Raw genomic sequence first — 24,109 nt, forward strand, 5'->3', positions numbered from 1 at the left:
AGAGGGCGTGCGAGAGAGGAGGGCGGACGACATGGGCGTGCGCACATGGATCGACTCCTGGCCGGTCTACCGCCAGCTCAAGGGGACGGACCCCCTGGGCCGCGGGGCCGCCGCCAAGAGCGGCACCAGCGCCCGGCTCACACCCCGGGTGGCGTCGGCGGACCGCGTGGTGAAGTCGATCTGCCCGTACTGCGCCGTGGGCTGCGGGCAGAACGTGTACGTCCAGGACGGGCGGGTCACGCAGATCGAGGGCGACCCCGACTCCCCCATCTCCCGCGGGCGCCTGTGTCCCAAGGGCTCGGCCAGCCTCCAGCTGACCACCGGAAGCGCCCGCGAGCACCACGTCCTCTACCGGCGTCCGCACGGCACCGCGTGGGAACGCCTCGACCTCGACACGGCCATGGACATGATCGCGGACCGGGTCATCGAGGCCCGCCGGGCAGGCTGGCAGTGGGAGGTCGACGAGACCCGCACCCGGCGCACGCTCGGCATCGCCAGCCTGGGCGGGGCCACGCTGGACAACGAGGAGAACTACCTCATCAAGAAGTTGTTCACCGCCCTGGGAGCTGTCCAGATCGAGAACCAGGCGCGCATTTGACACTCCTCCACCGTTCCCAGTCTGGGAACCTCGTTCGGCCGCGGCGGCGCGACCACCTTCCAGCAGGACCTGCAGAACTCCGACTGCATCGTCATCCAGGGCTCGAACATGGCCGAGTGCCATCCGGTCGGGTTCCAGTGGGTGATGGAGGCGAAGGCCCGGGGCGCGAAGGTGATCCACGTCGACCCGCGCTTCACCCGGACCAGCGCGCTGGCCGACGTCCACGTGCCGCTGCGCGCGGGCTCGGACATCGCCTTCCTCGGCGGGATCATCAAATACGTCCTGGACAACGACAAGTACTTCCATGACTACGTGGTGGCCTACACCAACGGCCCCGTCGTCCTGCGCGAGGACTTCCGCGACACCGAGGACCTCGACGGTGTCTTCTCCGGCCTCGACCCCGAGACCCGCAGCTACGACAACAGCAGCTGGCAGTACGCCGGTGCGGAGTTCCAGGCGGCCTCGGGCGAGCGGGACCAGGAGTTCGCCGAGCGCACCGGCGACAGCAGCGCGGTGACGGAGGCGGCGCGCGGCGAGGCCCACGGCTCGGGCGGCGCCGACGTGGGCGAGGGCGCACCCGAACGCGACGAGACGCTCACCCATCCGCGCTGCGTCTTCCAGGTCCTCAAGCGTCACTACGCCCGCTACACCCCCGAGATGGTCGAGGCGATCTGCGGCGTCCCACAGCACCTGTTCCGCCAGGTGTGCGAGCTGGTCACCGAGAACTCCGGACGGGACCGCACCACCGCCTTCGCCTACGCGGTCGGCTGGACGCAGCACACCGTGGGCGTCCAGTACATCCGCGGGGCCGCCGTGCTGCAGAGCCTGCTGGGCAACATCGGCCGGCCCGGCGGTGGCATCCTCGCCCTGCGCGGGCACGCCTCCATCCAGGGGTCGACGGACATCCCGACGCTGTTCAACCTGCTGCCCGGCTACATCCCGATGCCGCACGCCCACCACCAGCAGGACCTGGACACCTTCGTGCGGGCCGACGCGGCCCGTAAGGGCTACTGGGGCAACATGCGGTCGTATCTGGTCAGCCTGCTCAAGGCGTACTGGGGTGAGGCCGCGACCGCCGACAACGACTTCTGCTTCGACTACCTGCCGCGCCTGACCGGCTCCCACTCCACCTACGAGACGGTCATGGCGCAGCTGGACGGCACCTGCAAGGGCTACTTCCTGATGGGCGAGAACCCCTCGGTGGGATCCGCCGACGGGAAGATGCAGCGCCTGGGCATGGCCAACCTGGACTGGCTCGTCGTACGGGACTTCTCCCTCATCGAGTCGGCCACCTGGTGGCAGGACGGCCCGGAGATCGAGACGGGTGAGCTGCGCACCGAGGACATCCGCACCGAGGTGTTCTTCCTGCCGGCCGCCGCGCACACCGAGAAGGACGGCACCTTCACCAACACCCAGCGCCTGCTGCAGTGGCACCACCAGGCCGTCGAACCGCCCGGCGAGGCGCGCAGCGACCTGTGGTTCACCTACCACCTCGGGCGGATCATCCGGCGGAAGCTCGCCGCCTCCACCGACGCCATGGACCGGCCCGTGCTGGACCTCACCTGGGACTACCCGACGAAGGGCGAGATCGCCGAGCCGGAAGCCGAGGCGGTCCTCGCCGAGATCAACGGCCATGACGCCGAGGGCAACCCGTTGGCCTCGTACGAGGAGCTGAGCGACGACGGCTCCACGGCCTGCGGCTGCTGGATCTACTGCGGTGTCTACGCCGACGGCGTCAACCAGGCCGCCCGCCGCAAGCCGGGTGAACAGCAGAACTGGGTGGCGAACGAGTGGGGCTGGGCCTGGCCCGCCAACCGGCGCATCCTGTACAACCGCGCCTCGGCCGATCCGGACGGCAGGCCGTGGAGCGAGCGCAAGGCACTGGTGTGGTGGGACGCGGAACGGGGCGAGTGGACCGGCCACGACGTCGCCGACTTCAAGAAGGACAAGTCCCCCGACCACCGGCCGCCGGACGACGCGACCGGGCCCGAGGCCCTCTCGGGCACCGACCCGTTCATCATGCAGGGCGACGGCAAGGCCTGGCTGTACGTACCGTCCGGCCTCACCGACGGCCCGTTGCCCGCGCACTACGAGCCGCAGGACTCGCCGTTCCCGAACCTGCTGTACGGCCGGCAGCGCAACCCGGTACGGCATCTGCTGCCGCCGCACCCGGACAACCGCTACCAGCCCAGCGGCGGTGAGCCCGGCTCGGACGTGTACCCGTTCGTGGCCACGACCTATCGGCTCACCGAACACCACACCGCGGGCGGCATGTCCCGCTGGCAGCCGTATCTGGCCGAGCTGCAGCCGGAGTTCTTCTGCGAGGTCTCCCCCGAACTGGCCGCCGAGCGCGGCCTGGAGCACACCGGCTGGGCGACGATCGTCAGCGCCCGGGGCGTGATCGAGGCACGCGTGCTGGTCACGGACCGGGTGCCGCCCCTGACCGTGCACGGGCGTCCCCTGCACCAGGTCGGCCTGCCCTACCACTGGGGTACGAGCGGCTACAGCACCGGGGACGCCGCCAACGAGTTGCTGCACATGGCCCTCGATCCGAACACCCACATCCAGGAGACCAAGGCGTTCGCCGTCGACATCCGGCCGGGGCGCCGGCCCAGGGGCCCGGCCGCCGTGCGGCTGGTGCGCGAGTACCGGGCCCGGGCCGGGATCGACGACCGGACGGGCACGGAGCTCTGACCGGCTCCGGACCTCGTCCGGCCTGTTCAGGTGCTCTGTTCAGGCGCTCAGCTCGTCCTCAGGTAAGGACGACCGAGTGTTCCCGGAGCGGGACGAGTTCTCCCACCACCGGGGCTCCGGGCACCTCCCCCGCGACCAGCAGCCCGCCCGAGGTCTGCGCGTCGGCCAGGAGCAGCCGGGTGTCGTCGTCCGCGTGCCCGAAGTCCGTGAACGGCGCGACCCACTCCAGGTTCCGCCGGGTGCCGCCGCTGACGTAGCCGTCCCGGGCCGCCTCCCACGCCCCGTCGAGGTACGGCACGGCCGCGGTGTCGACCACGGCGGTCACGCCCGACGCGCGGGCCAGCTTGTGCAGGTGACCGAGGAAGCCGAAGCCGGTGACGTCGGTGGCGCAGGTCGCGCCGCCCTCCAGGGCGGCGACAGACGCGTCGCGGTTGAGCGCCACCATCGTGGCCACCGCCTGCTCGAACCACTCGCCGGTGGCCTTGTGACGGTTGTTCAGCACGCCCAGCCCGAGGGGCTTGGTCAGCGACAGCGGCATGCCCGGCCGGCCCGCGTCGTTGCGCAGCAGGCGCGCCGGATCGGCCAGGCCGGTGACGGCCATGCCGTACTTGGGCTCGGGGTCGTCCACGCTGTGCCCGCCCCCCACATGGCAGCCGGCCTCGGTGGCGATGTCGAGCCCGCCGCGCAGCACCTCGCGGGCCAGGTCGAACGGCAGCACGTCGCGCGGCCACGCCAGGAGATTGACGGCGACGAGCGGACGGCCGCCCATCGCGTACACGTCGGAGAGCGCGTTGGCCGCGGCGATGCGTCCCCAGTCGTACGGGTCGTCCACGACGGGCGTGAAGAAGTCCGCCGTGGACACCACCGCCCGGGTCGAGGCACCGCCTTCGGCGGGCAGGGTGACGACGGCCGCGTCGTCCCCGGTGGCCAGCCCGACCAGGAGCGTGCCGTCGCTCGCGGTCGCCGGCCGGGTCAGCCCGCTGAGTACGTCCTCCAGCTCGCCGGGCGGGATCTTGCAGGCACAGCCGCCGCCGTGGGCGAACTGTGTGAGCCGCACGGGAGTTTCATGTGTGGTGGTCATGCCGGGTCCTCCGGGTCGTTGGTCTGGCCCTCCGGTAGCCTGGGCGGGCGATGGAGGCGTGTGGGTGCCTGGTGGCCCTCCCGGTCTTCAAAACCGAGGTGTCCGAGGATCTCGGGCAGGCGGGTTCGATTCCCGTCCGCCTCCGCTCTCCGCGTCCGCACGGCAACGCCGGCGCTGATCGTCCACGCGTTCCGTGTACCCCCGGGCGTCCAGGAACTCCAGCAGCGGTACGGCCACCCGGCGTGTGGTGTCGAGTGCTCGCCGGGCCTCGCTGAGGGTGAACGGCTGCGGCAGCCGGCGCAGTACGGCGGCCGCGCGGGCGTCGGCGTCCGGCAGCAGCACGATCCCGTCACCGACCCGCAGCAGCGCGCCCGCCGCGACCGCTGCCGCGAGGGTCTTGCGCGTGAGCCCCAGTTCGGCCAGCCGGCCCGCCTCCGGGGCGCGGAACGGGGTTCGCCCCAGCTCTCCCCGTAGGGCCTCGAAGGCCGCCTGGACCTGCGGCGGCAGCGTGGGCCCGGGGTCTCCGGGTGCGTACAACCGCCCCCGGCCGCCGCGCAGGTTCCCCGATGTCCCGGCGAGCGCGTCGACGAGGGACCGGTCCGGCAGGCCGAGCAGCCGGCGGGCCGCCTCGGTGGGCAGGCCGGGCTCCAGCGGGTGCTCGGCGGCATGGCGTTCGACCTCGGCCTCCAGGCGGTCCCGCAGTGCCGCCCAGTGTCCCGCGTCGGCCAGCCAGTCACCGACGACCGGCGCGGCGGGGGCGGGCACCCCCATCGCCGCGAGCTCGGAGCCACGGACGAGCCTTCGCCGCCGCAGCTCCGCCGCGCCGTCCGGCCGGCCGGTCATGTCCGCCAGTACGGCCGCCCTGGCCCGGGCGGCCCCGCGCCGGGTGAGCCGGGGCGGTCGTACGTCCAGGACGGTCGTCCCGCACGGCGGGCGCCGACCGCCCGGTTCGCGCAGCACGGCGCGGTCGCCCACCCGCAGGGGAAGCGCGCGGGTCAGGGTCAGCCTGGCCGTGTCCGGGCCGAACGGGCGGACGGTCACCGGCACCGCGGCGGCGCCGATGTGGAGGGTGAGCGTCCGGGGCAGGTCGTCGACCGGCGCTCCGCAGACCCGCACGTCGATCAGGTCGGTGAGCAGCCAGCGGTCCGGGGTCAGCAGCACCTGGCCGCGGTTCAGCACGCCCTCGGCTGCGCCGTGCACGTTGACCGCCACGCGCGCCACCCCGCTGACGGCGGAGACGTCCTCGTGCAGGCACTGCAGTGAGCGCACCCGGAGCGCGGTCGTGCCGTCCCCCGCCACCAGCCGGTCGCCGACGCGGAGGGTGCCCGCGCCCAGGGTGCCGGTGACGACCGTGCCGTGACCGCGCACGGTGAAGGCCCGGTCCAGCCACAGCCGTACGTCCGCGTCGGCGGACGGGACGGGCAGCGCGCGGCCCAACCGGACCAGCTCCTGCCGCAGTCGGTCCAATCCGGCGCCGGTCACCGCGCTCACGGCGACGGACGCCACCAGGCCGAGGGAGGTGGCGGCCATGCGTTCGACGGCGTCCGCGCGGACGGGCTCGGGGTCGGCCAGGTCGCTGCGGCTCACCGCGAGCACGGCGTGCCGTACTCCGAGGGCGTCCAGGATCTCCAGGTGCTCCTGCGACTGCGGCTGCCAGCCCTGGTCGGCGGCGACCACGAACAGCACGGCGGGCACGGGCCCGACGCCGGCCAGCATGGTGGCGACGAACCGTTCGTGTCCGGGTACGTCCACGAAGGCGATGGGTTCCCCGGTGGAGCCGCCCGAGCCGGCGGTGGCGCCCGTGTCGGCGGTGGCGCCCGTGTCGTCCGGGGTGAGCCGGGTCCACACGAACCCGAGGTCGAGCGTGAGCCCCCGGCGCCGCTCCTCCTCGAAGCGGTCGGGTTCCATCCCGGTCAGCGCCCGCACCAGGGCGGACTTGCCGTGGTCGACGTGCCCGGCGGTGGCCAGTACCCGCATGCCGGCTACCCTTCCGCGGCCGGTTCCGTGACCGACCGCACAGCCGCGGCCAGCCTCTCGTCGTCCTCCGGCGGCACCGCCCGCAGGTCGAGCAGACAGCGGCCGGCCTCCAGCCGCCCGACCACGGGGACCGGACCGGTCCGCAGTGCGGCCGCGTACCGTTCGGGCAGCGACAGTGCGGCGCTGGGCAGCGTCACCCCGGGCGCACCCCCACCGCCCACCGTCGCGGTGCTCGCGACGGCCCGGACGGCGATGCCGTCGGCGCCGAGGGCCGAGGCGAGCCGCTCGGCCCGGTCGACGAGGGCCGCCGGAGTGGCGCCCAGCGCGGCGGCTGTCGGCGTTTCCGGCCCGGTCAGCGTGGCCTCCAAGGCGGCCAGGGTCAGCTTGTCGACGCGCAACGCACGGGCGAGCGGATGCCGGGACACGCTCCGTACCAGCTCCTCGTCCCCGAGGAGCAGTCCGCACTGCGGTCCGCCGAGCAGTTTGTCGCCGCTCGCGGTGACGAGCGACGCCCCGGCCCGCAGCTGGGACTCTGCGTCGGGCTCGTCCGGCAGCAGGGGGTGCGGGCCGAGCAGTCCGGAGCCGATGTCGGCGATCACCGGGACGCCGAGATCCGTCAGTTGCCCGGCGTCGGCGGCTCGGGTGAACCCGGTGATGCGGAAGTTGGAGGGGTGCACCTTCAGCACGAAGGCCGTCTCCGGGCCGATCGCTGCGGCGTAGTCGGCGACGGTGGTGCGGTTGGTGGTGCCCACCTCGCGCAGCCGGGCTCCGGTGGACACCAGCAGGTCCGGCAGGCGGAAACCGTCCCCGATCTCCACCATCTCCCCCCGGCTGATGACGATCTCCCTGCCGGCGGCGAGCGCGGTCGCCACCAGGACGAGGGCGGCGGCCCCGTTGTTCACGACGTGCACGGCGGCGGCCGACGGCACCCGCTCGCGCAGCGCGGCAAGGGCCGTCCGGCCGCGGCGGGCGCGCACACCGGTGTGCAGGTCCAGTTCGACGTCCGTCGGTCCGGCGGCCTCCTGCACCGCCCGGCGGGCCGCCGCGGACAGCGACGCCCGGCCGAGGTTGGTGTGCAGCACCACGCCGGTCGCGTTGACGACCGGCCGCAGCCCGCCGGCCGTGGACGGCAGCAGGGCGACCGCCGTGTCCGCCACGTCCTCCGGCGCGACAAAGCCGTCCCGCGCCTGCGCCTGGGCCCGCCGGACGGCCGCCTTGACCGCGCCGGCCCCCAGCCGGCCGGCCGCCTCCGACAGGCGCGCGTCCCGCATCAGCGCGTCCGTACGGGGAATCCGCCGCCGCACGTCCGCCGTGTCACGACCCGGGCGTGAGCCGGCCGTGCCGGGCCCGGACACGCCGGTGTCGTTCGCGCTGCCGACTGGGGTAGCCGCCGCACGCTGGTCCACGCGGCCCCTCCCTCTCCGCTCGATCTCAGGGCTGCCGGGGGAGCGCCCATCGTCTCCCACTGCCCCGTGCCGGCGTCACGACACGCCCGGCCGTGGCTGCCGACACGGTCTACTGGACATTGTCACGCGCGAGCCAGCTCGGCGGCGCCGAACGAGACGTCGAAGCGGTCGCACCAGATGCTCACGCTGCTGTAGCCCGCCGGATCAACGTCCCGGGGAAGAGCGTAGTTCTGGCTTCCCTTGTTGCCCTTGAGCGCGCCGAGGCTGACGTACCTCCCGTCGTCGAAGACGCGCCACCCGGCCAGTCCCTGCTTCACCGGCGCGTCGGTCAGCCAGACGCGCAGGTCCGGCCCGCTGCTGGTCGCGAGGTTCTCCAGCCGCAGGACGTGCGATCCGTCCGCCAGCCGTACGAGCTTCGCCGTGCCGGACGTCTGGTGCTCGTGGCTGATCAGCTCCCCGCTCGCCAGCGTCCGCGGACCGGCGGCCGGTGAGGGCCGTCCGCGAGACCCTTCCGGGGGTGCTGCGGCAGAAGGCACGGAGGTCACGACCCCCGGCAGGGCCTCGTCGACGGTCGTGTCCTGCCAGAGCTTCCACGGCTGGAACCAGTACAGCCCGAAGCCGACTCCGCCGACCGCCACCACCAACACCGCGACGACCAACGGCCGGGTCAGTACCTTGCGCACGCGCACCATCTCCGCCTCATCTCCTGGGGTTCGCCTGTTGCCCTCCCATTCAACGGAAGCGGGCGGCCGTCCGTACCACGGAGCCGATGACGAAATGCTTACGCCGCACCCGTGCCGCGGCCGCTCAGCGGTGCTCGGGGTTGTCCGCCCCGGGTCGGCAGCCGGCGTCCCACTCCGAGCGCTGGTTGCCGTGGGCCGGGATGCCCCCGGCCCGTTTGAGCATCACCGCCAGGTGCATCAGGTTCCAGGTCATGAAGACGGTGTTGCGGTTGGTGAAGTCGTTCTCCGGGCCGCCGGAGCCGGGGTCCAGGTACGAGGGCCCGGGCCCCGCCGCGCCGATCCAGCCCGCGTCGGCCTGCGGCGGGATGGTGTACCCGAGGTGCTGGAGGCTGTAGAGGACGTTCATGGCGCAGTGCTTGACGCCGTCCTCGTTGCCGGTGATCAGACATCCGCCGACGCGTCCGTAGTAGGCGTACTGGCCCTGGGAGTTCAGCAGGCTGGAGCAGCTGTACAGCCGCTCGACGACCTTCTTGGTGACCGAGCTGTTGTCGCCCAGCCAGATGGGCCCGGCCAGCACGAGGATGTCGGCGGCCAGCACCTGCTCGTACAACGCCGGCCAGGCGTCGGTGGCGAAGCCGTGTTCGGTCATGTCCGGGTAGACGCCCGGCGCGATGTCGTGGTCGACCGCGCGGACGAGTCCCGTGGTCACCCCCACCGAGTCCATCACGGCCCGGCTCTTGTCGATCAGGCCCTGGGTGTGGCTGAGCTGGGGGGACGGCTTCAGCGTGCAGTTGATGAAGAGCGCACGCAGGTCGTCGAAGCGGTGACCGTCCCCAGTGGACGGGGCGGACGGTGCTGCCATGGCGAACTCCGGGGAGGAGAGCGGAAGGGGTGAGGGGCGGGGTGCCCACGGCAGCGTCTCGCGGAAGTCGCGCACTGTCCCACTGCGACGCACCGGCACATGGTGGTTTCCGGGAGGACCTGACGGCCCCGTCGGGCGCTCACACCCTGCGAGCACCTGGCGTCTTACGGCGTCGTGACATGGTGGGTTCGGCCCGCGGTACGAGGGGATCGCCCTGACGTGGTCGCGTCACGGAGTCGCGCGGACCGGCCGCGCGGATCCCGGGCCCCGGGATCCGGTGGTGCCGCCCGTTTCAGGAAGCGGCCGCGGGCGGCACCACCTCGGGGCGGCGGACGCCGGGACCTCGCGTACGGTGGCCCGGTTCCGGCGCGGCCGTCGAGGCGCAAGCGGAACCGCTGTACCGGTTGCACCGGTGATCTTTCACTGCTTAGGGTGCCCGGGGACCATCGGGGGATCAGAGAGTGAGTTCACAGATGCAGCCGACTTTCGTCCTGGTACACGGAGCCTTCGCGAACTCCTTCTCCTTCGCGCCGCTCCAGGCCGAACTCGGCCTGCTCGGGCACCGTTCCGTCGCCGTCGACCTCCCCGGCCACGGATTCGGGGCCGGCTACCCGCGCGCCTATCAGGCGCCGCAGGATCTCGAAGGCCTCGCCACGGCGCCCGGCCCGATCAAGGGCGTCACGCTCGCCGACAACGCCGCGCACCTGATCGGGATCCTGGAACGGGCCAAGGAGAACGGGCCGGTGATCCTGGTCTCGCACAGCCGGGGCGGTGTCACCGCCACTGCCGCGGCCAACGCCCGGCCGGACCTGATCGACCGCATCGTCTACGTCGCGGCCTGGTGCCCGGTCGACCTGACCGTCGGCGACTACTACGCCGAACCGGAGATGGCCACGGTCGACGCCGCTTCCCTGGGTCTGGCGATGGCCGGGAACCCGGCGGAACTGGGCCTGCTGCGCGTCAACTTCCGCACGAGCGACCCGGACGCCCTCGCGGCGTTCAAGGCTGCCTTCCTCGCCGACGGCACCGACGAGGAGTTGCTGACCTTCCTGAACACCTTCCAGCCCGACGAGAACCTCGACGTCGGCACCCGCGACGACCGGGCGTTGGCGGCGACCTGGGGCCGTGTCCCGAGGACGTACGTGCGTCTGGCCGACGACGCGAGTCTGCCGCTCTCCCTCCAGGACCGGCTGATCCGCGAGGGCGACGCGCTGACCCCGGACAACCCGTACGACGTCCGCACCCTCGAAGGAAGCCACCTGAAGTGGCTGATCGACCCGGCACCGGCGGCCCGGGTGCTGGGGGAACTCGCCGCGCTCACCCCCCGGTAGGCGGGAGCACGGCGGGGCCTAACCCGTCCTCCGCTGGTTCGCCGGCACCCCTGGCTGCAGGGGGGACAGCACCGACCGCAGTTGCCGACGGGAGGTGACGCCGAGTTTGGCGAACAGGTTGCCGAGGTGCCATTCGACCGTGCGTGGGCTGATGAACAGGTGGTCGGCGATCTCGCGGTTGGTGTATCCGATCTGGGCCAGCCTGGCGATCTGGGCCTCCTGACTCGTGAGTTCGACGCCGGTACCCCCTGTCCGCCTGCGTGCGGTCTCCCCTGTCGCCAGCAGTTCCCTGCGCGCGCGCTCGGCGAAGCCTGCTGCTCCCATCGCGCTGAACGTCGTGTAGGCGGAACGTAGCTCGACACGGCTCTCCTGGCGGCGTGCCTGACGACGCAGCCACTCGCCGTGGAGGAGGCGGGCGCGGGCCAGTTGGACGGAGATGCGGCAGCGTTCGAGATGGCGGCGTGCCTCCTGGTAGAGCGCGTCGGCGGTGCCGCCGTCGCTCATGAGTGCGCGCGAGAGTGACTCGGCGCCCCGGGCCCACTCGGTTCCGCTCGCCTGTGTGCGTTCGACGAGCCTGTCCAGCGCCACTTCGCCGGCCTCCGTCCGCCCACTGCGGGCCGCCGCCTCGATCAGCTCGATCAATGCCCAGCCGAAGAATCCGAGGTCCTCGTACCGGCATGCGCTCGTAGCGGCGGCCATCGCGGCGTCGTAGCGGCCGAGGCCGTTGTTGAGCAGTGCGGTGGCGTACTCGGCCAGGCCCAGCGCACGTCCCTCACCTCGTGTACCCGCTTCTTCCATGCTGGTCCGAATCAGCTCCATCGCCTCGGACTCCTGCGCCCTCCAGGCGGCGAGGACGAGTGACGTGTGCCGTATGGGTGGGCTGCCCGCGGCCACCGAGAGCGCGGTCGCCTCGTCCAGCAGGGACGCCGCGGTATTGAATTCACCGGCGTGCACGTGGAAGCACGCCTGGTAGTTGAGCGCGAGAGGCAGAGCGGCGAGCGCACCCTCCTCGCGGGCGATCCTGACGTCGTTGGCAGCCAGATCGTGCCAAGCCTCGTCGTCCCACAACTCGGACGCGAGCGGCTCGGGGGTCACCGCGCCGGCCAGTCGCAGCCCGTGGCCGTCGACCCGCACCCCCGTCCTCTGCCCCCGGCGGACGGCGTGCAGTGCGCTCCTGAGCGCCGGGACACCCCCGGCGTAGCCGTCGAGGACCAGGCTGGAGATGCCTTCCAGCAGGACATCGACCATCCGCGGAGCTGTGGGCGTGGGTACGGCGCGGGCTGCCTCGGCCACCTCGTGCTCCACCGGCCCCTCGCTCAGGCGGCCGGCGAAGATCGCCGCGCTGGCTGCCTCCAGCAGGGTGTCGCGGGCCAGGTCCGGATCGAGAGGTGTCAGCCTCCGGGCGGCCTCGAGCAGGAGACCGGGGGCCTTGCTGCCGCGTGCCCGTGCGAAGACCAGCCGGGCGCGGAGCCGCTCGAGCCAGGCCCGCTGGAGAGCGTCGAGCGGGCCGGCCTCGGCGACCGCCAGCATGTGGTGGACCGGGTCCGCACCGCCGGCGTCGATCCCGACCTGGGCGGCAGCCAGCGCGCGAGTGACACGGCGTGTGGGATCGGGGGTCAGCTCCGCCGACCGTCGCAGGAACGCGACCGTGGCGGCAACCCCTCCCCTGTCTCGAGCCCGCTCCGCCGAGCGCTCCAGATCGGCGGCGACGCTTTCGTCGGGCCCGCCGGCCGCGTGGGCGCGGTGCCACGCTCTGCGATCGGGATCGAGCACCGGGTCGGTCGCCTCCGCCAGCGCTCGGTGCGCCGCCCGGCGGTCGGGGGCGGATGTCCTGCGGTAGATGGCCGACCGCGCCAAAGGGTGCTGGAAACGCACGCCGGTCCCGAACTCGACAAGCCCTGAGGCCTCGGCCGCGGCCGAGGCGTCCGGCGGGATGTCCTGGAGACTGGCTGCCCGCCACAGCAGGGCCACGTCCCCTGTGGGCTCGGCCGCGGCGGTCAGCAGGAGCCGTCGACTGCCCTCCGGGAGTGACAGGAAACGCTGGTGGAAGGCGTTCTCGATGTAACTTGCCGGCTTCTGGTTGCCGGGCAACCAGAAGCCGCCGGCCAACTCGTGGGGCGCCAGAGTGCGCGGCAGGTTCAGCAAGGCCATCGGGTTGCCCCGTGCCTCCGCGATGATGCGGTCCCTTACCAGCGGGTCGAGGGGCACGGGCACGGCCGACGCCAGCAACGCGCGGGCGTCGTGTTCGCGGAGACCCTCGACGACGACTTCCCGCAGGCCGGTCGTCTCACGGTGGTCTCCGAAGTCTCGCAGGGCGATGACCAGTGCCACCGGCTCGGCCATCAGGCGCCTGGCGACGAAGCCCAGTACCTGCATGGAGCCGTCGTCGAGCCACTGCGCGTCATCGACGAGACACGCGATGGGGCGGTCCGGATTCTCGGTGGCGCCGGCCAGCAGACCGAGAACGGCCATCCCCACCAGAAAGCGATTGGGCGAAGGGCCCGCCTCGAGGCCGAAGGCCACGGACAACGCGTCCCGCTGCGGTCCGGGAATCTCCCCGAGCCGGTCAAGCATGGGAGCGCAGAACTGCTGGAGGCTGGCGAACGGCAGCTGCATCTCCGACTCGATGCCTGCGATGACCCAGGTACGGAACCCAAGCCCTGCGGCCCGGTCGGCCGTGTAGTCCAGCAGGGCCGTCTTGCCCATCCCCGACTCACCGCGAAGGACCAGAACCTCGGCGCTGCCGGCCTGCGCCCTCGTCAACGCCCGATCGATGGCGGCCACTTGCTCACTCCGGCCCAGCAGCCTCGCCTGCGGTCCGTAGCCCACATCGCTCATGAGCCGGCCTTTCGCCGTCGGCTGCGCCCTGCGGCCTCGCTCCGGTGAATCCGGCCGACGGACTGCCGCCGAAGTACCGAAAATTCCATTTTGCCCGCAATAAGGAGATATTTCAGAGTTGCTCCAAAAGTTCTCGTCCGCTCACCCTTCGTCACCGCTTGCCGGTTCTCCCATCCGGGTCCGCCCCCGGTACCCCGGGCGGCCCCGGGGGTCGAGGTCCCAGGAACCAGGGGGCACGCCAGGGGTTCTCCCCGGGGCGACGAGCACCGTACTGCGCGAATCTCAAGAGGTCGAAACCCCACCACACAGCAGGAAGGCCCCTATGTCCGACATTAGCGACAAGACCACCCTTCGTCCCTTCACCCCCGAGTTCCCCGAGGCGGACGTCGCCGAGCTGCGCAGGCGCATCGAGGCCACACGCTTCCCGGAGAAGGAAACGGTCTCCGACCAGTCGCAGGGCACACCGCTCGCGACCCTGCAGGCACTCGCTCGCCACTGGGCGACGGAGTACGACTTCGGCCGGATCCAGGCCTCGCTCCAGTCCCACCCGAACTTCATCACCGAGATCGACGGCCTGGACATCCACTTCGTCCATGCGCGCTCACCTCACGAAGATGCCCTGCCGCTCATCGTCACCCACGGGTGGCCCGGCTCGGTCGTGGAGCAGATGAAGATCGTCGATCCCCTGATCAACCCCACGGCTCACGGTGGGGACGCTTCGGACGCCTTTCACGTGGTGATTCCTTCGATGCCCGGCTACGGGTTCTCGGGCAAGCCGACCGAGCGCGGCTGGGACCCCGAACGCATCGCACGCGCGTGGGCGGAGCTGATGAGGCGCCTCGGATACACGCGCTATGCGGCACAGGGCGGCGACTGGGGGGCGATCGTCACCGACGCCCTGGCCCTGCAGGCGCCCGAGGGTCTGATCGGCATACACACCAACATGGCCGGCATCGTGCCGCCGGAGATCGAGCAGGCGATCGCGGCCGGTCAGCCGCTTCCGGCCGGCACCCCGGAGCTCACGGCGGAAGAGCAGCGCGCCGTCGACCAGTTGCGCGTCATGTACTCGCACGCCTACTACGCCTACATCATGGGAGACCGCCCGCAGTCACTGGCCGGCTTCGCCGATTCCCCCGTCGGCCTGGCCGCCTTCATGCTCGACCATGACGCGGCGAGTCTGGACCTGATCACCCGTGCCTTCGCCGGGGAACCGACGGGGCTGACGCGGGACGACGTCCTCGACAACGTCACGCTCTTCTGGCTGACGAACACGGGGGTCTCCGCGGCTCGCCTGTACGGCGAGAACAAGCTGGGCTTCTTCAGCGCCAAGGGCGTGACGCTCCCGACTGCCGTCAGTGTCTTCCCCGACGAGATGTACCAGGCGCCGAGGTCCTGGACCGAGCAGGCCTACCCCAACCTGATCCACTACAACACACTCCCACGGGGCGGGCACTTCGCGGCCTGGGAGCAGCCTGAGCTCTTCGTGAACGAGCTGCGCGTGGGCCTTCGGTCGCTGCGCAAGTGACCGACCGGGCCGGGAGGCGAATGCCGTAGCCCCCGGGACGGCGGGCCGGTGGCGCGGTACCGAGCCACCGGCCCGCCCGAATCGGCCGCTGCGGGCCGCCGGACAGTCTCTTCCCTCGGCTGGTCTTCGAGGGGACCGGGTGAGCGATCCGTCGCTTCCTTCTCACCGGGGCGGTCGAGTGCGTCCTCCCGGACGGGTCCGGTGGGGGTCGAACAGCTGGGCGCCGATGCCGGCCAGGATCAGGCCGGTGGCGATGAGCAGTCCGTCGGCAACGACCACGCCGGTTGCCAGGACTGCCAGGGCGACGCCCACCGTCCACCAGGCCCGTGCATGCCGGTATTCGCGGGGCCGGACGGGGCGGCCGGTTCTCAGTGCCTGGGTGAAACGCGGATCGTCGCGCTCGAACCGTGCTGCGAGAGCGACCAGACGTTCGTCGTCGGACTGAGGCATGGCGCCTCCCTCCCGGGCTCGCGGTCTTCGCCTGGACTCCAGACTTCCGCCCCGCCACGCCTGCCCGCCATCGGCCCCGCCCCTCATCCCTGGGAGCGGCGGGCCCCTACGAACACCGCTGCCGAAACCCCTCACGCATCAGCAGGTGGGTGTTGTCACGGATGGCGGACGGTCGGGGCAGCGCTCACGATGAAGCATGGCGGGCCGCCGGAACCAGGTCTAGGAGGCGATACGCGGTGCCCCTGTACTGGCGGATCTTCCTGCTGAACGCTGTCGTGCTCCTCGCGGCCACGGCGCTGCTGCTGGGCCCGGTGACCGTCTCCACCCCTGTCCTGCTCACCGAGGCGGCGATCCTCACCGGTGGCCTGGCCGCCATGCTCGTCGCCAACGCCCTCCTGCTGCGCGTCGGCCTGGCCCCCCTGGAACGCCTCACCCGCGCCATGACCACCACCGACCTGCTACGCCCGGGCCGGCGTCCGGCCGTGAGCGGCCATGGGGAGATCGCGGAGCTGATCACGACGTTCAACACCATGCTCGACCGCCTGGAGGAGGAGCGCGCCACCAGCAGCGCCCGCGCCCTGTCCGCGCAGGAGGCCGAACGCCACCGCGTCTCCCAGGAACTCCACGACGAGGTGGGCCAGACACTCACCGCCGTGCTGCTCGAACTCACCCGCGTCGCCGGAGAGGCCCCGCCCGCCGTGCGCGAGGAGCTGCGTCAGGTGCAGGAGACCACCCGGGGCAGTCTGGAGGAGATCCGCCGTATCGCGCGCCGGCTGCGCCCCGGGGTCCTGGACGAACTCGGACTGACGGCCGCGCTGAAGGCCCTCACGACCGAGTTCACCCACCCCGGGCTGTCCGTCAGGCACCACCTCGACACGGATCTGCCCCCGCTCGGCCGCGACACGGAACTCGTGCTCTACCGCGTCGCCCAGGAAGGACTGACCAACACCGCCCGCCACGCGCGGGCCCGCCACGCAGAGCTGACTCTGCGGCGCACCGACGCGGGTGTGGAACTGCGCATCCACGACGACGGGCGGGGCATCGGCGCCGCGCCCGAAGGCGCCGGCATCCGTGGCATGCGCGAACGCGCCCTGCTCATCGGCGCCGGCCTCGCCCTGGGGCCGCGCCCCGGCGGCGGCACCGACGTACGCATCACCGTCCCCGACCGGAACCGTTGACCATGCCTGAAGCAGCCGCCCCCACCCGCATCCTGCTCGCCGACGACCACGCCCTGGTCAGGCGCGGGGTCCGCCTCATCCTCGACGGCGAACCCGACCTGACCGTCGTGGCAGAGGCCGACAACGGCGCCGAGGCCGTGGAACAGGCCCGGGCCCACCGCCCGGACCTGGCCATCCTCGACATCGCCATGCCGCGCCTGACGGGCCTGCAGGCCGCCCGCGAACTCTCCCGCATCCAGCCGCACATGCGCATCCTCATCCTGACCATGTACGACAACGAGCAGTTCTTCTTCGAGGCCCTCTCCGTCGGCGCGTCCGGCTACGTCCTCAAGTCGGTCGCCGACCGGGACCTCGTCGAGGCGTGCCGCGCGACGATGCGTGGTGAATCGTTCCTCTATCCCGGCGCCGTCAACGCCCTGATTCGCAACTACCTCGACCGCCTCCGGGAAGGCCGTGCCCTGCCCGCCAAGGCGATCACCCACCGCGAGGAGGAGATCCTCAAGCTCGTCGCCGAGGGCCATACCTCGCAGGAGATCGCCGACCTGCTCGTCATCAGTCCCAGGACCGTGGAACGCCACCGCGCCAACCTGCTGCAGAAGCTAGGCCTGAAGGACCGTCTGGAACTCACCCGGTACGCGATCCGCGTCGGGCTGATCGAACCCTGATCGCCGGGGTTCGTCGCCCCTGGGGCTTCCTTCAGCGCTCGGCCTCGGCAGGCAGTGCCGACGAAGCGGACGGAACGGACGGAGGGGACGCCGCGGGTGCGCTGTCGTCCGCGGGACGGGCGTGCTCGTCCTCCGGTGTCGCCGCACGCCGCGGTGCGGTGCCCCTCCGGGCGGCGGCGAACGCGCTCGCGGAGCGCATGGCACGGGCGAGCAGGTGCGCGCGCCCGGCGACGAGGGGGCCGAGGACGGCGAGGACGAGGACGTATCCGGCGATGAACGGTGGGAGACGGGCGTCGAGCCCCGCGCCCGCGGCCATCGCGGCCAGGATCAGCGCGAACTCGCCCCGGGCCACGAGAGTCGTGGCGATCTCGGCAGCGGTGTCGGTGCCGTAGCGGTACGGACGGGCGACCAGGAGCCCCGCCGCGATGTTCATCAGGACGGTCAGTGCTGCCGCGGCGGCGACCGGCACCGCGACGGACGCGATGTCGCCGGGGTCGATGGCGAGACCGAAGGCGAAGAAGAAGATCGCCGCGAAGGCGTCCCGCAAGGGATGCACCAGTTCACGGATCCGGGGCCCGGAGGGCGTGCCGGCCAGGATCAGGCCCACCATGAACGCGCCGATGGCATCGGCGACACCGAGCACCTCGGAGACGCCCGCGACGAGGACGGCGGCGCCCAGGAAGGTGATGACCAGCAGTTCGTTGTCACGGGTCACGATCAGCCGGCCGGCCAGCCGGGTGCCGTAGCGGGCGGCGGCGGCCAGCACCAGCAGGAACCCGAACGCCTTGGCACCCTGGAGGGCCATCTCCGTGACGCCCTCGGCACCGCTGACGACCGGCTGGAGAGCGGCGAGATAGAGGGCGAGGAAGATGTCCTCCACCACGATCACGCCCAGGATCAGGCGGGTCTCCGGGCGGCCGAGCCGGCCCAGGTCGATGAGGATCTTCGTGACGATCGCCGACGAGGAGATCCCGAGGACGCCGGCGAGCACCAGCGCCTCCCGCACACCCCACCCCAGGGCGAACCCGAACCCCAGTCCGGCGCCGACGTTCAGCAGGAGATAGACACCGCCCGCGGCCAGCAGCCGCTTGCCACCGTTCCTGAGATCGTCGAGGTGGAACTCCAGGCCCAGGTAGAACAGCAGCAGGACCAGTCCGAGCGCCGAGAGCATCTCGAAGTCGTGCGCGTCCTCGACGAGGACGAGGCCGGGTGTGTGGGGGCCGAGCAGTATGCCGGCCAGCATGAACAGCGGAATGGTCGGCAGTCCGATCCTGCCGCCGAGGCGGGCGAGGAAGGCGGCGGCCAGGAAGGCGCCGCCCATGGCGAGCAAGGTGTCAGCATGTCCCACGGGTCACCACCTTCCGCCACGCGCAGGGTCGGTCGCTCTTCGACAGACGGGTGTGGATACGTCCTCCTTCGTCATACGCCAGGCCACCGGCCTCAGGACCGAGCCGTACGGCGCCGCCAGGCCGCGGCGTGGCTCCACACTCACATGCGCCCGGACGGGGGCACCATCGGTGACGGCCCCCAATTGCGCAGGTGAGCGGCACCCAGCACCAGCACCCCGGTCGGACGCGGTTCTCGTATGCCCCTCAGTGATCGGCGACGCCGGGGGTCAGTGCGCGAGCTCGGCCACGGCCATGGCCTCCAGACGGGCTTCGTCCCCGGTCAGGCAGTCGTCCAGCGCGGTGAGGTACCGCTCGGCGTCCAGAGCCGCCGCGCAGCCGGTCCCGGCGGCGGTGATGGCCTGCCTGTAGTCGTGGTCGACCACGTCACCGCAGGCGAACACGCCGTTGAGGTTGGTACGCGTGGACTGCCCTTCCACGGCCACGTAACCGGCGTGGTCCAGGGAGAGCTGGTCCTTGACCAGTTCGACGCGCGGATCGTGTCCGATGGCGATGAACACCCCGGTGACGGGTACGTCGGTTTCCTGGCCGGTGTTCACGTCACGGGCGCGTACCCCGGTCACCTTGTCCTCGCCCAGCACGTCGATCACCTCGTGGTCCCACAGAAAACGGATCTTCTCGTTGCGGTGGGTCCGCTCCTGCATGATCTTCGAGGCGCGGAGCCGGTCACGGCGGTGCACCACGGTGACGGTGCGGGCGAACTTCGTGAGGAAGTTGGCCTCCTCCAGTGCGGAGTCGCCGCCGCCCACGACCACGACGTCCTGGTCGCGGTAGAAGAAGCCGTCACAGGTCGCGCACCAGCTCACGCCGCGCCCGGACAGCCGCTTCTCGTTGGCGAGCCCCAGCTCGCGATAGCTGGACCCGGTGGCGAGGATGATCGCCCTGGCCCGGTGGGTGACTCCCGCGCTGTCGACGACCTCCTTGATCTCCCGGTCGAGTCGGGCTTCCACGATGTCGTCCGGGATCATCTCGGCGCCGAACTGCTCCGCCTGGGTTCTCATCTTCTCCATCAGGTCCGGGCCCAGTACCGCCTCGGGGAACCCCGGATAGTTCTCCACGTCGGTGGTGTTGATCAGCGCGCCGCCCGCGGCGACGGAGCCCTCGAACACCAGCGGGCGCAGCAGTGCGCGGGCGCTGTAGAGCGCGGCGGTGTAGCCGGCCGGACCGGAGCCGACGATGATCACTTGCCGGACAGTCTCATCCACCTTGATCACCTACCAGAGCCTGGAGAAGAGGAACGAGACCAGCCGGCAGTCGCCTCCCGACGTCAGGCATGGTCTCGGCAGCGGACGAATCCACCATGCGCTCGTGTGGAGGGGTGCGCATCCCGTCGGCCGGAGCCCCGTGGCGGCGCGTCCGGCCGGCCTGAAACGGCGTCGCCCCGTCGCCGTACGCTGGGGCTGAGGCGTAGCCGAGCAGCGACGACATCATGCGGAGGATCGAGATGACTGGACAGGCACAGAGGGCCGTTCTCGCAGGGGGGTGCTTCTGGGGCATGCAGGACCTGATCCGGCGGCTTCCCGGAGTGCTGTCGACCCGTGTCGGCTACACGGGCGGTGACGTGCCCAACGCCACGTACCGTAACCACGGCACGCACGCCGAGGCGATCGAGATCACCTACGACCCCGATCAGACCGACTTCCGTACCCTCCTCGAGTTCTTCTTCCAGATCCACGACCCGACGACGAAGAACCGGCAGGGCAACGACATCGGCCTCAGCTACCGCTCGGCGATCTACTACGTGGATCCCGAGCAGAAGGAGACCGCCGAGGACACCATCGCCGATGTCGATGCTTCCGGTCTGTGGCCGGGCAAGGTCGTGACGGACGTGGAACCTGTCGGTCCCTTCTGGGAGGCCGAGCCCGAGCACCAGGACTACCTGGAGCGCTATCCCGAGGGATACACCTGCCACTTCGTCCGCCCGGGCTGGCGGCTGCCCGCGCGCGCGAAGGACTGACGGCCGGTGCCCGAGTGGTCGCGTCGTGCCGTTGGCCCCGGGACGAGGCGACCGCGCGGGCACCTGATCCCGGCGCGGTCCGTCACGTGCTACCCCACGTAGAAGTCCCTGCGTGCGGCGACGAACACCTCGACCGACTGAGCGGGAATGCCCGTCACGCGTTCGACGTCGCGAGTGGCGCGGTCGTAGCGGTTCTCGCGATGCAACCGGGCCATGGTGAGGATGTGCTCCTCGGTGTGCGGGGGCAGTCCCACCTTGGCGAGCACCTCGGCCCGCCACTGGTCCGGCGGCATGTCCACGTAGGACACCGGACGGCCGAGGGCCCTTGAGAACTCCTCCGCCATCCCGGTCATGTCCATGGTGCGGGGCCCGGTCAGTTCGTAGACGTGGCCGGTGTGCGGGGCGGGATCGCCGAGCACGGTCGAGACCACCCGGGCGACGTCGGCCACCGCGACCGGTGAGGTGCGTCCGGTGCCGAAGGGCAGCGCGATGGTGCCGGTCTCGCGGATCGAGAGCGCCGGCAGCGCGGTGAACAGCGGGTTGTCCAGGAAGGCCGTGGGCCGGATGTGCACCACCGGCAGGCCCGACCAGTCGAGCACCTGCTCGGCCAGCCAGTGCAGCCGCTGCTGGTGCGACTCGGTGGTGCTGGTGGCGGTCATCTGCGACACCGTCATCTGCGACATGCCGACCAGCCCGTCCAACTGCCCGTATTCGCGCGCCACACTGGCCACCACGGTCGTCGCCAGCAGATGATCCGGCGACACGGGCATCGCGAAGTACATCCGTGCGACGCCCTCCAACGCGGCCGCGACCTTCTCGGGCCGGGTCAGATCCCCGACGACGATCTCCGCGCCGAGCGCACGCAACTCGTCCGCGCGCTCGTCGTCCCGGCGGACCATGGCGCGCACCGGCACGCCCTGGGCACGCAGATTCTCCAGGACCGTACGGCCCACGCCACCGATGTGTGCGATGAGTACGAGATTGCTGGTCACCATGGCTCGATCTTCCCCTGATGTGTCGCGTCGGCGCGTGAGCACACGCGCGAGCGGCATCTGATGTCCGAAGGGGGCGTATGTGTTCGCGCCGGGGGTGGGCGAGGGCGCGCAGCGGCAACCGCGGATGCGGACATCCTCCGGCGCCGCGACCCGAATCGCCGCGCGCGGGTCCCGCCGTCATCCTGGAGTGGAGGGGGCCTCCCCGGCCGGAAGGAGCGGCCATGAAGGCCGTACGGACCCACGATCGTGATGCGGCGGTGGACGGTCTGGTCGTGGAGGAGGCTCCGTACCCGTACGCGGGCGAGGGCGACGTCGTCGTGCGAGTGCGGGCGGCCTCCTTCACCCCGGACGAGCTGGCCTGGCCGGCCTCCTGGGTCGACCGGAGCGGCAGGGGACGAGCGCCCGTCGTGCCGGGGCACGAGGTGTCGGGCGAGGTCGCCGAGGTCGCGGTCGGTACCACCGGCCTTTCGGCCGGGCAGCGGGTCGTCGGGCTGACCGACTGGAACCGGGACGGCTCGCTCGCGGAGTACGTGGCGGTGGAGGCCCGGAATCTGGCCCCGCTGCCTGCCGGAATCGACCACGTGGAGGCGGCGGCGCTGCCGATGCCGGGGCTCACCGCCTGGCAGGGCCTCTTCGTCCACGGGCGCCTGGAGGCGGGGCAGAGCGTCCTCGTGCACGGTGCGGGCGGCGGCGTCGGAATGGCCGCGACGCAGCTGGCCCGCGACGCCGGGGCCCGCGTGATCGGGTCGGGGCGCGCAGGCAGCCGGGACCGGGTCCTGGAGCTCGGCGCGGAGGAGTTCGTCGACCTCGAACAGCCGGGGTGGGAGGAGGCGGTAGGCCACGTCGACCTCGTCTTCGACGGTCTGGGCGGGGAGGTGCTCGGCCGCTCGGCCGCCGTGGTCACGCCCGGCGGCACGCTGGTGAGCATCGCCCAACCCCCGACTGTCCGGCCTGAGGACGGCCGCGCCCTGTACTTCATCGTCGAACCCGACCGTGGCCACCTCCTGGAGGTCATTCGCAGGTACCGGGAAGGGCGGTTGCATCCGCTGGTCGGTGCCGTCCACCCGTTGGACCGTGCGCCGGAGGCGTTCCGCGCGAAGAAGGGAACCGTGGGCAAGACAGTCATCCGGGTTGCGTGAGCCCCGGGCAGCCGGATCGACGTCCCTACCGGCGTGCCGCCCGGGGCCGCCTGACTCCGACCGCCGGCGCCGGCGAGAGAAGGACCTCCCCATGGATGTGAAGCTGGAGCTCATCGTCCTGCCCGTCTCCGATGTCGACAGGGCCAAGGCCTTCTACGAGGCCGCCGGATTCCGTCTCGACCTCGACGCCACGGCCGGTCCGGAATGGCGCGCCGTGCACCTCACGCCGCCCGGCTCGGAGTGTTCGATCATCTTCGGCAAGGGGCTGACCTCCGCCCCGCCGGGCTCGGTCCAGGGCCTGTACCTCGTTGCCCCCGACGTCGAAGCGGTCCGTGCGGAGTTCGCCGGCCGCGGCGTCGAGGTGAGTGAGGTGTTCCACGACGCCGGGGGCATCTTCTTCCACGGCCACGACAACGGCCGCGTCGTCCACGACGGCCAGGGCCAGGGACGCGAGGACGGCCCGCACCCGGACCGCGCCTCCTACGGCTCCTACGCCACCTTCAGCGACCCGGACGGCAACGGCTGGGTGATCCAGGAGGTCACGAAGCGGGCCCCCGGTCGCTGAGACACGGACGTCCGGGATGCGCGGGGCCCGCGCGTCAGGGCCGAGCGGGATCGTCCTGATCGACACCTCCGACGAAGGCCTCCTCGGTCCGGGCGACGCGGCCGGCTTCCTCGAACACCTCGAAGACATGTGGCGCGGGGACGACGACGGCGCCGGAGACGTCCGCGAACACGTAGTCGCCGGGGCGGACCGCCACGCCGGACACGACCACCGGCCGGTTGACCTCGTACGGCGTCACCACATCACCGCCCCACTTGGCCGACTGGCCCAGGCAGTAGACGGCGAAGTCATGGGTCGCGAGTTCGACGAAGTCCCGCAGACGGCCGTCGGCCAGGACGCCGGCGAGACCGCGTGCCGCCACCATGGAGAGCTTCGATCCGCCTCCGAGCGACACGTCGGGATGCCCGTTGCCCGCCAGGACCAGCACCCGCCCCTCGGCACCGTCCTTGACGGCGTCGGCGAACAGCCGGGTGAAGGTGTAGTGCTCAGCGGGCAGGGCTTCCTCGCACGAAGGGAAGTACGAGATCGTCAGCGCGGGGCCCAGGAGGACACGGCCCGGCGTGGGGCTCACCAGGTCGTTGAGGTGACACCGGTGGCGATGCATCCGTCCCATGGCATCGACGACGTCGGGGGTGCGCACGCGCGAGGCGAGCTCTTGCAGGCGGTCGGCGTTGTCTGCCATGAGGGTCTCCCAGCCGACGCGCGGCCTTGCCTGGCCGCAGGCGATCGCTCCGCGGCTCTCCGCCACGTCGTACGTAC

Annotated in this window: 19 protein-coding genes, 1 tRNA gene and 2 pseudogenes; 10 read left to right on the forward strand and 12 right to left on the reverse strand. The window is 71.7% G+C overall.

Annotated features, from left to right (window positions below; genetic code table 11):
• Positions 1-31: 31 nt before the first annotated feature.
• The gene (fdh, locus tag ACFV6X_RS17810) at positions 32-3,292 is read left to right on the forward strand and encodes a formate dehydrogenase (protein WP_385384235.1); all 3,261 of its coding nucleotides are present in this window, start codon (positions 32-34) and stop codon (positions 3,290-3,292) included.
• A 58-nt stretch (positions 3,293-3,350) separates the two neighbouring features.
• On the opposite strand, the gene selD is transcribed toward fdh, so the two are convergent.
• Entirely contained in the window at positions 3,351-4,373 is a 1,023-nt protein-coding gene (gene selD / locus ACFV6X_RS17815) for a selenide, water dikinase SelD (protein ID WP_385384238.1), read from the reverse strand.
• Positions 4,374-4,425: 52 nt separating this feature from the next.
• Here selD and ACFV6X_RS17820 point away from each other — a divergent pair.
• A tRNA-Sec gene (locus tag ACFV6X_RS17820) sits at positions 4,426-4,518 on the forward strand.
• 35 nt (positions 4,519-4,553) lie between these two features.
• On the opposite strand, the pseudogene ACFV6X_RS17825 reads toward ACFV6X_RS17820, so the two are convergent.
• Positions 4,554-5,144: pseudogene (locus ACFV6X_RS17825) on the reverse strand (SelB C-terminal domain-containing protein); the annotation flags it as partial.
• Here ACFV6X_RS17825 and ACFV6X_RS17830 point away from each other — a divergent pair.
• Positions 5,040-5,636 carry a hypothetical protein gene (locus ACFV6X_RS17830; RefSeq protein ID WP_385384241.1) on the forward strand — a complete coding sequence of 199 codons (597 nt, stop codon included), beginning with the start codon at positions 5,040-5,042 and terminating at the stop codon, positions 5,634-5,636. The pseudogene ACFV6X_RS17825 and the gene ACFV6X_RS17830 sit on opposite strands and share 105 nt — an antisense overlap.
• Before the next feature lie 186 nt (positions 5,637-5,822).
• Here the strand turns inward: ACFV6X_RS17830 and ACFV6X_RS17835 are convergent.
• The 4 genes and pseudogenes from ACFV6X_RS17835 to ACFV6X_RS17850 all read right to left on the reverse strand — a co-directional run.
• A pseudogene (locus ACFV6X_RS17835) lies at positions 5,823-6,350 on the reverse strand (GTP-binding protein); the annotation flags it as partial.
• Positions 6,351-6,355: 5 nt separating this feature from the next.
• Entirely contained in the window at positions 6,356-7,705 is a 1,350-nt protein-coding gene (gene selA / locus ACFV6X_RS17840; RefSeq protein WP_385384491.1) for an L-seryl-tRNA(Sec) selenium transferase, read from the reverse strand.
• Positions 7,706-7,878: 173 nt separating this feature from the next.
• Entirely contained in the window at positions 7,879-8,448 is a 570-nt protein-coding gene (locus ACFV6X_RS17845; protein WP_385384243.1) for a DM13 domain-containing protein, read from the reverse strand.
• 115 nt (positions 8,449-8,563) lie between these two features.
• Complete coding sequence (locus ACFV6X_RS17850; protein WP_385384246.1) at positions 8,564-9,301, reverse strand: flavodoxin family protein; 738 nt, start codon at positions 9,299-9,301, stop codon at positions 8,564-8,566.
• Positions 9,302-9,774: 473 nt separating this feature from the next.
• On the opposite strand from ACFV6X_RS17850, the gene ACFV6X_RS17855 reads away from it, so the two are divergent.
• The gene (locus ACFV6X_RS17855; RefSeq protein ID WP_385384249.1) at positions 9,775-10,632 is read left to right on the forward strand and encodes an alpha/beta fold hydrolase; all 858 of its coding nucleotides are present in this window, start codon (positions 9,775-9,777) and stop codon (positions 10,630-10,632) included.
• Between the two features lie 18 nt (positions 10,633-10,650).
• Here the strand turns inward: ACFV6X_RS17855 and ACFV6X_RS17860 are convergent, their stop codons facing one another.
• The gene (locus ACFV6X_RS17860) at positions 10,651-13,470 is read right to left on the reverse strand and encodes an AAA family ATPase (RefSeq protein WP_385384252.1); all 2,820 of its coding nucleotides are present in this window, start codon (positions 13,468-13,470) and stop codon (positions 10,651-10,653) included.
• Between the two features lie 322 nt (positions 13,471-13,792).
• On the opposite strand from ACFV6X_RS17860, the gene ACFV6X_RS17865 reads away from it, so the two are divergent.
• Entirely contained in the window at positions 13,793-14,995 is a 1,203-nt protein-coding gene (locus ACFV6X_RS17865) for an epoxide hydrolase family protein (RefSeq protein WP_385384255.1), read from the forward strand.
• Positions 14,996-15,157: 162 nt separating this feature from the next.
• Here the strand turns inward: ACFV6X_RS17865 and ACFV6X_RS17870 are convergent, their stop codons facing one another.
• The gene (locus ACFV6X_RS17870) at positions 15,158-15,445 is read right to left on the reverse strand and encodes a DUF3040 domain-containing protein (protein WP_385384257.1); all 288 of its coding nucleotides are present in this window, start codon (positions 15,443-15,445) and stop codon (positions 15,158-15,160) included.
• A gap of 236 nt (positions 15,446-15,681) precedes the next feature.
• Here ACFV6X_RS17870 and ACFV6X_RS17875 point away from each other — a divergent pair, with 236 nt between their 5' ends.
• Together ACFV6X_RS17875 and ACFV6X_RS17880 are read left to right on the forward strand one after the other, a co-directional pair.
• Positions 15,682-16,623 carry a HAMP domain-containing sensor histidine kinase gene (locus tag ACFV6X_RS17875; protein ID WP_385384260.1) on the forward strand — a complete coding sequence of 314 codons (942 nt, stop codon included), beginning with the start codon at positions 15,682-15,684 and terminating at the stop codon, positions 16,621-16,623.
• A 2-nt stretch (positions 16,624-16,625) separates the two neighbouring features.
• A complete protein-coding gene (locus ACFV6X_RS17880; RefSeq protein ID WP_385384263.1) occupies positions 16,626-17,288 on the forward strand; it encodes a response regulator in 663 nt (220 codons plus the stop codon).
• 31 nt (positions 17,289-17,319) lie between these two features.
• Here the strand turns inward: ACFV6X_RS17880 and ACFV6X_RS17885 are convergent, their stop codons facing one another.
• Together ACFV6X_RS17885 and trxB are read right to left on the reverse strand one after the other, a co-directional pair.
• Entirely contained in the window at positions 17,320-18,636 is a 1,317-nt protein-coding gene (locus tag ACFV6X_RS17885) for a cation:proton antiporter (RefSeq protein ID WP_385384266.1), read from the reverse strand.
• A gap of 267 nt (positions 18,637-18,903) precedes the next feature.
• On the reverse strand, positions 18,904-19,899 hold the full coding sequence (gene trxB, locus ACFV6X_RS17890; protein WP_385384269.1) for a thioredoxin-disulfide reductase: 996 nt from the start codon (positions 19,897-19,899) through the stop codon (positions 18,904-18,906).
• A gap of 239 nt (positions 19,900-20,138) precedes the next feature.
• On the opposite strand from trxB, the gene msrA reads away from it, so the two are divergent.
• A complete protein-coding gene (msrA, locus tag ACFV6X_RS17895) occupies positions 20,139-20,651 on the forward strand; it encodes a peptide-methionine (S)-S-oxide reductase MsrA (protein ID WP_385384272.1) in 513 nt (170 codons plus the stop codon).
• Positions 20,652-20,740: 89 nt separating this feature from the next.
• Here msrA and ACFV6X_RS17900 read toward each other — a convergent pair whose 3' ends face one another.
• A complete protein-coding gene (locus tag ACFV6X_RS17900) occupies positions 20,741-21,646 on the reverse strand; it encodes an NAD(P)H-binding protein (RefSeq protein ID WP_385384274.1) in 906 nt (301 codons plus the stop codon).
• A gap of 221 nt (positions 21,647-21,867) precedes the next feature.
• On the opposite strand from ACFV6X_RS17900, the gene ACFV6X_RS17905 reads away from it, so the two are divergent.
• On the forward strand, positions 21,868-22,785 hold the full coding sequence (locus ACFV6X_RS17905) for an NADP-dependent oxidoreductase (RefSeq protein ID WP_385384277.1): 918 nt from the start codon (positions 21,868-21,870) through the stop codon (positions 22,783-22,785).
• A 91-nt stretch (positions 22,786-22,876) separates the two neighbouring features.
• A complete protein-coding gene (locus ACFV6X_RS17910; RefSeq protein ID WP_385384280.1) occupies positions 22,877-23,350 on the forward strand; it encodes a VOC family protein in 474 nt (157 codons plus the stop codon).
• 34 nt (positions 23,351-23,384) lie between these two features.
• On the opposite strand, the gene ACFV6X_RS17915 is transcribed toward ACFV6X_RS17910, so the two are convergent.
• Positions 23,385-24,032, reverse strand: a complete 648-nt coding sequence (locus ACFV6X_RS17915) for an RraA family protein (RefSeq protein ID WP_385384282.1) — start codon at positions 24,030-24,032, stop codon at positions 23,385-23,387.
• Positions 24,033-24,109: the final 77 nt, after the last annotated feature.

The sequence above is a fragment of the Streptomyces sp. NPDC059861 genome (assembly GCF_042731435.1).
Taxonomy (GTDB): Bacteria; Actinomycetota; Actinomycetes; order Streptomycetales; family Streptomycetaceae; genus Streptomyces.

Coding starts and splice junctions, on each gene's coding strand:
- ACFV6X_RS17880 (WP_385384263.1), top strand. CDS start 16,626: ATGCCTGAAGCAGCCGCCCCCACCCGCATCCTGCTCGCCGACGACCAC.
- ACFV6X_RS17830 (WP_385384241.1), top strand. CDS start 5,040: ATGGCGTTCGACCTCGGCCTCCAGGCGGTCCCGCAGTGCCGCCCAGTG.
- ACFV6X_RS17850 (WP_385384246.1), bottom strand. CDS start 9,301: ATGGCAGCACCGTCCGCCCCGTCCACTGGGGACGGTCACCGCTTCGAC.
- selD (WP_385384238.1), bottom strand. CDS start 4,373: ATGACCACCACACATGAAACTCCCGTGCGGCTCACACAGTTCGCCCAC.
- ACFV6X_RS17905 (WP_385384277.1), top strand. CDS start 21,868: ATGAAGGCCGTACGGACCCACGATCGTGATGCGGCGGTGGACGGTCTG.
- ACFV6X_RS17845 (WP_385384243.1), bottom strand. CDS start 8,448: ATGGTGCGCGTGCGCAAGGTACTGACCCGGCCGTTGGTCGTCGCGGTG.
- ACFV6X_RS17870 (WP_385384257.1), bottom strand. CDS start 15,445: ATGCCTCAGTCCGACGACGAACGTCTGGTCGCTCTCGCAGCACGGTTC.
- ACFV6X_RS17915 (WP_385384282.1), bottom strand. CDS start 24,032: ATGGCAGACAACGCCGACCGCCTGCAAGAGCTCGCCTCGCGCGTGCGC.
- ACFV6X_RS17900 (WP_385384274.1), bottom strand. CDS start 21,646: ATGGTGACCAGCAATCTCGTACTCATCGCACACATCGGTGGCGTGGGC.
- ACFV6X_RS17865 (WP_385384255.1), top strand. CDS start 13,793: ATGTCCGACATTAGCGACAAGACCACCCTTCGTCCCTTCACCCCCGAG.
- ACFV6X_RS17855 (WP_385384249.1), top strand. CDS start 9,775: ATGCAGCCGACTTTCGTCCTGGTACACGGAGCCTTCGCGAACTCCTTC.
- ACFV6X_RS17860 (WP_385384252.1), bottom strand. CDS start 13,470: ATGAGCGATGTGGGCTACGGACCGCAGGCGAGGCTGCTGGGCCGGAGT.
- ACFV6X_RS17910 (WP_385384280.1), top strand. CDS start 22,877: ATGGATGTGAAGCTGGAGCTCATCGTCCTGCCCGTCTCCGATGTCGAC.
- msrA (WP_385384272.1), top strand. CDS start 20,139: ATGACTGGACAGGCACAGAGGGCCGTTCTCGCAGGGGGGTGCTTCTGG.